This is a genomic window from Aeromonas sp. MaB10011B (assembly GCF_017939325.1).
Taxonomy (GTDB): Bacteria; Pseudomonadota; Gammaproteobacteria; order Enterobacterales; family Aeromonadaceae; genus Aeromonas; species Aeromonas caviae.
The window spans coordinates 64,409-70,779 of record NZ_JAGKRK010000011.1 but is presented as its reverse complement, the minus strand read 5'-3'; the positions used below and the strand labels follow the sequence as shown (position 1 = coordinate 70,779).

Annotated in this window: 7 protein-coding genes; 2 read left to right on the top strand and 5 right to left on the bottom strand. The window is 66.3% G+C overall.

The annotated features are described in order from the left end of the window. The first annotated feature begins 245 nt into the window (after positions 1–245). On the top strand, positions 246–1,754 hold the full coding sequence (locus tag J9893_RS05070; protein ID WP_210600435.1) for a DNA-3-methyladenine glycosylase 2: 1,509 nt from the start codon (positions 246–248) through the stop codon (positions 1,752–1,754). Then, positions 1,751–2,227, top strand: coding sequence for a methylated-DNA--[protein]-cysteine S-methyltransferase (locus tag J9893_RS05065; RefSeq protein ID WP_109112810.1), 477 nt, complete (start codon positions 1,751–1,753; stop codon positions 2,225–2,227). The genes J9893_RS05070 and J9893_RS05065 overlap by 4 nt, the downstream gene beginning before the upstream one ends. A gap of 22 nt (positions 2,228–2,249) precedes the next feature. On the opposite strand, the gene J9893_RS05060 is transcribed toward J9893_RS05065, so the two are convergent. The 5 genes from J9893_RS05060 to J9893_RS05040 all read right to left on the bottom strand — a co-directional run bounded on the left by J9893_RS05060 (position 2,250) and on the right by J9893_RS05040 (position 6,337). After that, on the bottom strand, positions 2,250–2,915 hold the full coding sequence (locus tag J9893_RS05060; RefSeq protein WP_210600434.1) for a class I SAM-dependent methyltransferase: 666 nt from the start codon (positions 2,913–2,915) through the stop codon (positions 2,250–2,252). A 111-nt stretch (positions 2,916–3,026) separates the two neighbouring features. Further along, positions 3,027–3,284: a DUF1272 domain-containing protein gene (locus tag J9893_RS05055; protein WP_210600433.1), complete on the bottom strand. Its 258-nt coding sequence runs from the start codon at positions 3,282–3,284 to the stop codon at positions 3,027–3,029. 43 nt (positions 3,285–3,327) lie between these two features. Then, positions 3,328–3,567: a hypothetical protein gene (locus tag J9893_RS05050; protein ID WP_210600431.1), complete on the bottom strand. Its 240-nt coding sequence runs from the start codon at positions 3,565–3,567 to the stop codon at positions 3,328–3,330. 117 nt (positions 3,568–3,684) lie between these two features. Further along, complete coding sequence (locus J9893_RS05045; RefSeq protein ID WP_210600429.1) at positions 3,685–5,547, bottom strand: U32 family peptidase; 1,863 nt, start codon at positions 5,545–5,547, stop codon at positions 3,685–3,687. Between the two features lie 178 nt (positions 5,548–5,725). Then, complete coding sequence (locus J9893_RS05040) at positions 5,726–6,337, bottom strand: LysE family translocator (protein WP_039041052.1); 612 nt, start codon at positions 6,335–6,337, stop codon at positions 5,726–5,728. Positions 6,338–6,371 lie beyond the last annotated feature (34 nt).

Genomic DNA, 6,371 nt, shown 5'->3' with positions numbered 1-6,371 from the left:
TCCCAGCCTCCCCCTTCACAAGGGGGAGGAGCTAACCCCGCCCCCGTTCACAGAGGGGAGCTGTTTGTCCCCTCCCCTTACGAAGGGGAGGGTTAGGGTGGGGTCCTGCCCCCCTAACCTTACAAAGGGAGGACTGGGATTCCTCGGATCGCACTATTTTTGCTATCCCTGTCCGTTTTTGGCTAGTCACCCCTCTCGCCCCCGCTTAGTCTCTGGGACATGCCCACAGCAACCCGAGCCATGCCATGACCACAGAACCCCCGCATTCATCCCAACGAGACGAGATCATCCCGGGTCTCACCCGGGAGCAGTGCCACGCCGCACGCCTCGCGCGAGACGCGCGTTTCGATGGTCGCTTCTTCACCGGGGTGCTCTCCACCGGTATCTATTGCCGCCCCGTGTGTCCGGCGCGGGCACCGCACGAGCACAATGTGCGCTATTTTCGCTTCGCGGCGGCGGCGGAGCAGCACGGGCTGCGCCCCTGTCTGCGCTGTCGCCCCGAGCTCGCACCGGCCCAGAGCGGCGATCTGCCACCGCTCGTCGCCCAGGTGCTGGCGCGCATCGAGCGCGGCGAGCTGGCGGAGCACAGCCTGGGCTCCCTTGCAACGCAGGCCGGGATCACGGAGCGCACCCTGAGGCGTCAGTTCGAGCAACACCTCGGCGCCTCGCCGAAACAGGTGGAGCAGACGCGCCGCCTGCTGCTCGCGAAACGGCTGTTGACGGAGACGCGCCTGCCCATCACGGACGTGGCGTTTGCCGCAGGCTTTGCGAGCATTCGCCGCTTCAACGACGCCTGGCTGCAGGCGTATGGGATGACACCGGGCGCCCTGCGCAAGCAGGAAGGGGGGACTGGCGAGGCGGCGCCGCAATCGAGCCTGCAACTGCACCTGCTGTATCGCCCGCCGTTCGACGTCCAGGCCATGCTCGCGTTCTACCGGTTGCGCGCCATTCCGGGGCTGGAGCGGGTGGATGAGCACGGTTACGAACGCCGTCACCGGGTCGGCGAGCAGGAGGGGCTCATCCGCATCGAGCCCGTCGAGGGGGAGAGGCTCAGACTCACGGTGCGGGATCTGCCGCCGGGTGCGCTGCCGGACATCCTGTACCGCGTGCGCCGCATGTGGGATCTCGACGCCGACATGAGCCGCATCGGCGAACACCTGGGGCAGGATCCGCTGCTCGCCGGTATCCAGGGACGATGGCCCGGGGTGCGGCTGCCGGGGGGGTGGGATGAGTACGAGGTGATGCTGCGCGCCATCGTCGGCCAGCAGGTGTCGGTCAAGGGTGCCATCACCATCATGGGGCGCCTGGTGGCGCGCACCCTGGCGCAGTTCGGCACCGCGCAGCTGCCCACCCCGACCCAGCTGTGCGAGCTGGATCTCGACGGCATCGGCATGCCGGGCAGCCGCATCCGCACCCTGCAAGGGCTGGCCTCGGCGCTCGCAAGCGGCGCACTCACCCTCGCCACGGCAAGCGACGAGCAACTGCTCGCGCTGCCGGGCATAGGTCCCTGGACGGTCGCTTACTGGCGGCTGCGCTGCGGGCTCGACACGGACGCCTTCCCCGCCTCGGATCTCGTGCTGCAAAAGGCGCTGGGGGGCGGTGACAAGCTGCCGGTGAAAGAGGTGACAGCGCGCAGCGCCCCCTGGCAACCGTGGCGCGCCTATGCCGCGAGCTGGCTGTGGCACGCCATGAGTGAACAACCAGAGCTGCTCACCCGGCCAACACAGACACAAGACGAGGAGAAGAGCCCATGATCCGCTATGACATGATGCCCACCGACCAGGGCGAACTGCTGGTCGCCATCGACGAGCGCGGTCTGGTCCATGTGGACTTCCTGGCCGGACTGCGGCCGCTCCCCGACATGCAGGACTGGCAGCAGGACGGCGAGGCGCTCGCCCCCTTCCTCGCCGAGTTTCGGGACTACTTCGCGGGCCGGTTGCAGCGCTTCACCCTGCCGCTCGCCCCCAGGGGCACGGCGTTTCAGCAAGCGGTGTGGCAGGCGCTGTGCGACATCCCCTACGGGGAGACCCGCAGCTACGGCGACATCGCCCGCACCATCGGCAAGCCAAACGCGGTGCGGGCGGTGGGTGCCGCGAACGGCCGCAATCCGCTCTCCATCATCATCCCCTGCCACCGGGTGATCGGCCAGAATGGCAGCCTCACCGGCTATGCGGGAGGCCTGCCCATCAAGCAGGCGCTGCTGACGCTGGAGAGGGCCTCTCGTTGATCCGGCGCCACCCGGCCAGGGCTCACTGCCGCTGCGCCAGCCAGCCGTGAAACCCCAACGCCTGAAAGAAGCGGTGCGCCGCCGCGAAACCGGCCCCTTGCAAGAGGCGCCGGGTCTGTCCCTCGTCCAGGGAGGTGAAATCCTCCCCGAGGCGGCGCACCATCTGCTCGCAGGCAGGAAGCGGCAAACCGGCGAGGGCGGCTTGCAACCCCATCGCCTTGCGCTCAAGCGGGTCCGTGGGCGCCATCAGATCCGCCAGCAGCAGGGGAGCGCCAGGATTGAGCTGGCGATAAATATCACCCAATAGCGCGGCTTTGGCATCTTGCGCCAGAAAATGCAGCACCAGCAGACAGAGTGCACCATCGCAAGGCTTATCCACCACAGGCAATGCGCCCAGGTGCCAACACACCCTCTCCCCCATGCCCGCCTGCTCGGCCCGCATCCTGGCCTGGGCCAGCATGTCCGCCGAGATATCCTGGGCCACAAAGGTCCAGCGGGGGCAGAGACGGCCAAGCAGCAGCAACTCGCTGCCCGTGCCCACCCCCACCAGCAGCCCCCGGGCCTGCTGACCCAGCGCGGCCATCAGCCGGGAGGCACAAAGCTGGTGCAGCAGCTCGTAGCCTGGCACCAGCAGGGGGATGCGGCTGTCATAGGCCTTCGCCCCTTCTCCTTCAAATCGCTCCGTCATCTTTTGCTCCTTTGGTGTGAGCCCCCTTGATAGGGGCTGCCGCCGGGAGAAGGTCAAGAGCCACCGGGGCGAGCCAGTTGCCAGCCCAGCCCTTCCGATGAAGGGAGGGCCCTAGCCCCCCTTGCCCAGCACCGCTTTCAGAGCCGGATTGAAGACGCGCTGGAGGGAGGCGGGATTGTTCACCAGCTTGGCCGCCGGGCGGCGCGGGCGCCTGACCAGCTCGCCGCCACAGTTGGGACAGATCAGGTGCAGATACTGATCGTTGCACTCGGCGCAGAAGGTGCACTCGAAGGAGCAGATGTAGGCCGTCGCCGTGTCGGCGGGCAGATCCCGGTCACAGCACTCGCAGTTGGGTCTGAGTTCAAGCATGGCAAGATCCTGATGCACAAGGGGAAGCGGGAAAGAGGGAGGCTCAGTCGACGATAAAGAGGCGAGCGCCCAGTTCGGTATAGGAGCGATGGGGTTCGGCGTTGTCCGCCACCTGGTAGCTCATGCCCGGCGTCAGGGTGAAGACGCGGCCATCCTGCAACTCGGTGTGCAGCTCCCCGAACTGCCGGGTGTGCCAGAGGGCGACGCCGCGCTCTCCCTTGTGTTCGGTCGGCGGGACCTCGGCCCAGTTCGTGGTGCAAAACGGCAGTGCATGGATGTTCATGACGGATCCTTTGTCAGAAGAAGACTGGGGGAAGGCGGCTCGCCACGGGATATCCGTGACTAGGCCGCGCCCCATACTGCCATCAAATCCGCTCCAGCCCCATGCCCACACGGGCAATCATCCCCTCTTCAGGCTGCCCATCACCTGCATCTCGCAGCGATGGCAGTCAAAGCGCAGGCGGAAACTCTCCTTGCCCATCTTGAGCTCCAGGGGCTCGGCCTTGAGACCGGGCACCTCCTTGGGGCAGAGCTGCTGGCTGTAGCGGATGCAGTGCTTCGTTGTCATCAGCACCACTTCTCGCTCCTCCTTGTTCGCCTCATACGCGGGGGCGATGCTCCCCACCCCGTGTTCGCGAAAGAACTGCTCCGCCGCGCTGTTCAGCACGTTGCCGAGGTAGGAGAGCCGATGCTGGGGATAAACGGCGCCTCGCAGGGGAATGCGCCGCTCGGGTCGCCGGTAGGCTGCCAGACGGGCCGCCTCCAAGGCGGCAATGCCGTCCCGGCGCAAGCCGTTAAGCTGTGAAGCCGCAATAAATAGCGGGCGAGTGAATGCCAACTCAATCTGGCGAGCCACAAACAGGGTGTTGCCGAGTTTGCCGAGCTGATCCCTGGCCTGTTGCAGCGCCCGTTCCGGGTTGTCGGCCGGCTGCTGGTCGCAGGGGAGCGTGACGGCGGCGCCAATGCCCTGCTCGTCCACAAGTTCGAGCCGCAATCCCTCGTCGCACTCCGATAGCCGCATATCGACCCGGATGCGGCGATCCGCGCTCCCCTTTTCGAGCTGCTTGCTGAAGGCCTGATCGTGGTTACGAAAGATCTCGGTGCCCACCTTGAGACCGGGCATGGGTTCCGACAGGAGTAACCGCTTGCTCTGTGCCTTCTCCTCCACTTTATTGAGGCGCATCCCCACCAGCTCCCCCCCCGGCTTGAAGAAGCCGAGGCCATCGCCGTTGTTGAGGGCAACGGCCTGGCCGTCGATCTCGATGCCATCGCGGGTCACTCTGGTGACGCGCCCGAGCGGCTCCCCGACGTATTTCGGGCTGCGCGGCGAGTCGATGCCTGGCTGTCGGCCATGGAGGAAGTAGTCGGTGCTGCCCCGGTTGAAACTCTTCTTGGGATCCGGCGTAAAGGTGTAGCTGCAACGACCGGCGGAAGCGGCCACCAGATCGGGGCGGCGCTCCAGAATGGTGTCCAGCTTCTGGCGATACCAGGCAGTGACGTTCTTGACGTAGTCGAGCCCCTTGAGGCGCCCTTCAATCTTGAAGGAGCGGATCCCTGCGGCGATCAGCGCCTCCAGATTGTCGGTCTGATCCATGTCTTTCAAGGAGAGCAGGTGGCTGTTTTCCACCAGCACCTCCCCCGCCGGCGTTTGTAGGGAACAGGGCAGCCGACAGAGCTGGGCGCACTCGCCGCGGTTCGCGCTGCGCCCGGTGCGGGCGTGGCTGATGTTGCACTGGCCGCTGTAGGAGACGCACAGGGCGCCGTGGATGAAGAACTCCAGCTGCACGCTCGTGGCGGCGCTTATCTCGCGGATCTGCGCAAGGGAGAGCTCGCGGGCCAGCACCACCTGGGAGAAGCCCACGTCCTGCAGAAACTTCACCTTTTCCGGGGTGCGGTTGTCGGTCTGGGTGCTGGCGTGCAGCGCGATGGGGGGCAAATCGAGCGCCAGCAGCCCCATGTCCTGCACGATCAGCGCATCGGCGCCTGCCTGGTAGATCTGGTGGGTCAGGCGCCGGGCCTGCTCCAGCTCGTGGTCGTGCAGCAGGGTATTGAAGGCGACGAAGACCTGGGCGCCGAAGCGGTGAGCATGGCGGGCCAGCGCCTCAATGTCCTCGAGGCTGTTGCCCGCTGCGCTGCGGGCACCGAAGGCGGGGCCGCCCATGTAGACGGCATCGGCGCCGTGGTTGATGGCCTCGATGCCATAGGCGAGGTTCTTGGCCGGGGCCAGCAACTCCAGGCGGTTGTGATGGTTCTGATCGCGCATAACGTCCGGTTCGAAGGGTTGCAAATGGCCGCCACTCTAGCCAGACTCCCCGCTCCCCGCCTTGATCCCGCTTAAGATCACCGCAGAATGCAGGATTGCCCCGGTACAAGGACGTCTGGCGGCCCCCTTATCCCCCGGCCCTGAGAGTGTGCCGACTACGCAGGCACCCGACGCGGAGCTAGATCACGACCTTGAGGGCCAGCCCCAGCAGCACCAGGCCGCTCACCTTGTCGATCACGGTGGATTTGGCCTTGAGCCAGGCGAGTACGGGCCCGCGAGAGAGCACCAGGGCCACCAGCACATACCAGAGCGCATCGATGCCGCCTGCGGTCAGCATCATGATGCCCCCCTCACGCCAGCCGGTGTCGGCATGCACGAACTGGCTGAACAGGGCGATAAAGAAGATGGCGAGCTGGGGGTTCAAGAAGGCCACCATAAAGCCCTCGAACGCCCCTTGACGTCCCCGTGGCGGGTGCCCCTCCTCCTTGCCTGCCTCCCCCCCTGCGGGCCTGGCCAGCAACGCCTTGATCCCGAGCCAGGCGAGGAACGCCGCGCCGCCGTAGCGGATGAGATCGAACAGCAGCGGGGTCTGGGTGATCAGGATGGCGAGGCCGAGGGCCGTGATCAGCGCATAGATGCCGACTCCCAGGCCGTGTCCCAGCGCCGTGGCAACCCCGTGGCCCTGCCCTCCCTGCACCGTATTGCGGATGATCAGTGCCAGGCTCGGCCCCGGGCTGATGGCCCCCATCACGCAAATGGCGGCCAGCGCCAGCCAACTCGTCAGCTCCATACCTTCTCTTCCTTCGTGTCGATTGTTGTCACCC

Bases quoted from the DNA above. Each gene is read 5' to 3' on its own strand.
- J9893_RS05070 (WP_210600435.1), top strand. From the start codon at position 246: ATGACCACAGAACCCCCGCATTCATCCCAACGAGACGAGATCATCCCG.
- J9893_RS05065 (WP_109112810.1), top strand. From the start codon at position 1,751: ATGATCCGCTATGACATGATGCCCACCGACCAGGGCGAACTGCTGGTC.
- J9893_RS05060 (WP_210600434.1), bottom strand. From the start codon at position 2,915: ATGACGGAGCGATTTGAAGGAGAAGGGGCGAAGGCCTATGACAGCCGC.
- J9893_RS05055 (WP_210600433.1), bottom strand. From the start codon at position 3,284: ATGCTTGAACTCAGACCCAACTGCGAGTGCTGTGACCGGGATCTGCCC.
- J9893_RS05050 (WP_210600431.1), bottom strand. From the start codon at position 3,567: ATGAACATCCATGCACTGCCGTTTTGCACCACGAACTGGGCCGAGGTC.
- J9893_RS05045 (WP_210600429.1), bottom strand. From the start codon at position 5,547: ATGCGCGATCAGAACCATCACAACCGCCTGGAGTTGCTGGCCCCGGCC.
- J9893_RS05040 (WP_039041052.1), bottom strand. From the start codon at position 6,337: ATGGAGCTGACGAGTTGGCTGGCGCTGGCCGCCATTTGCGTGATGGGG.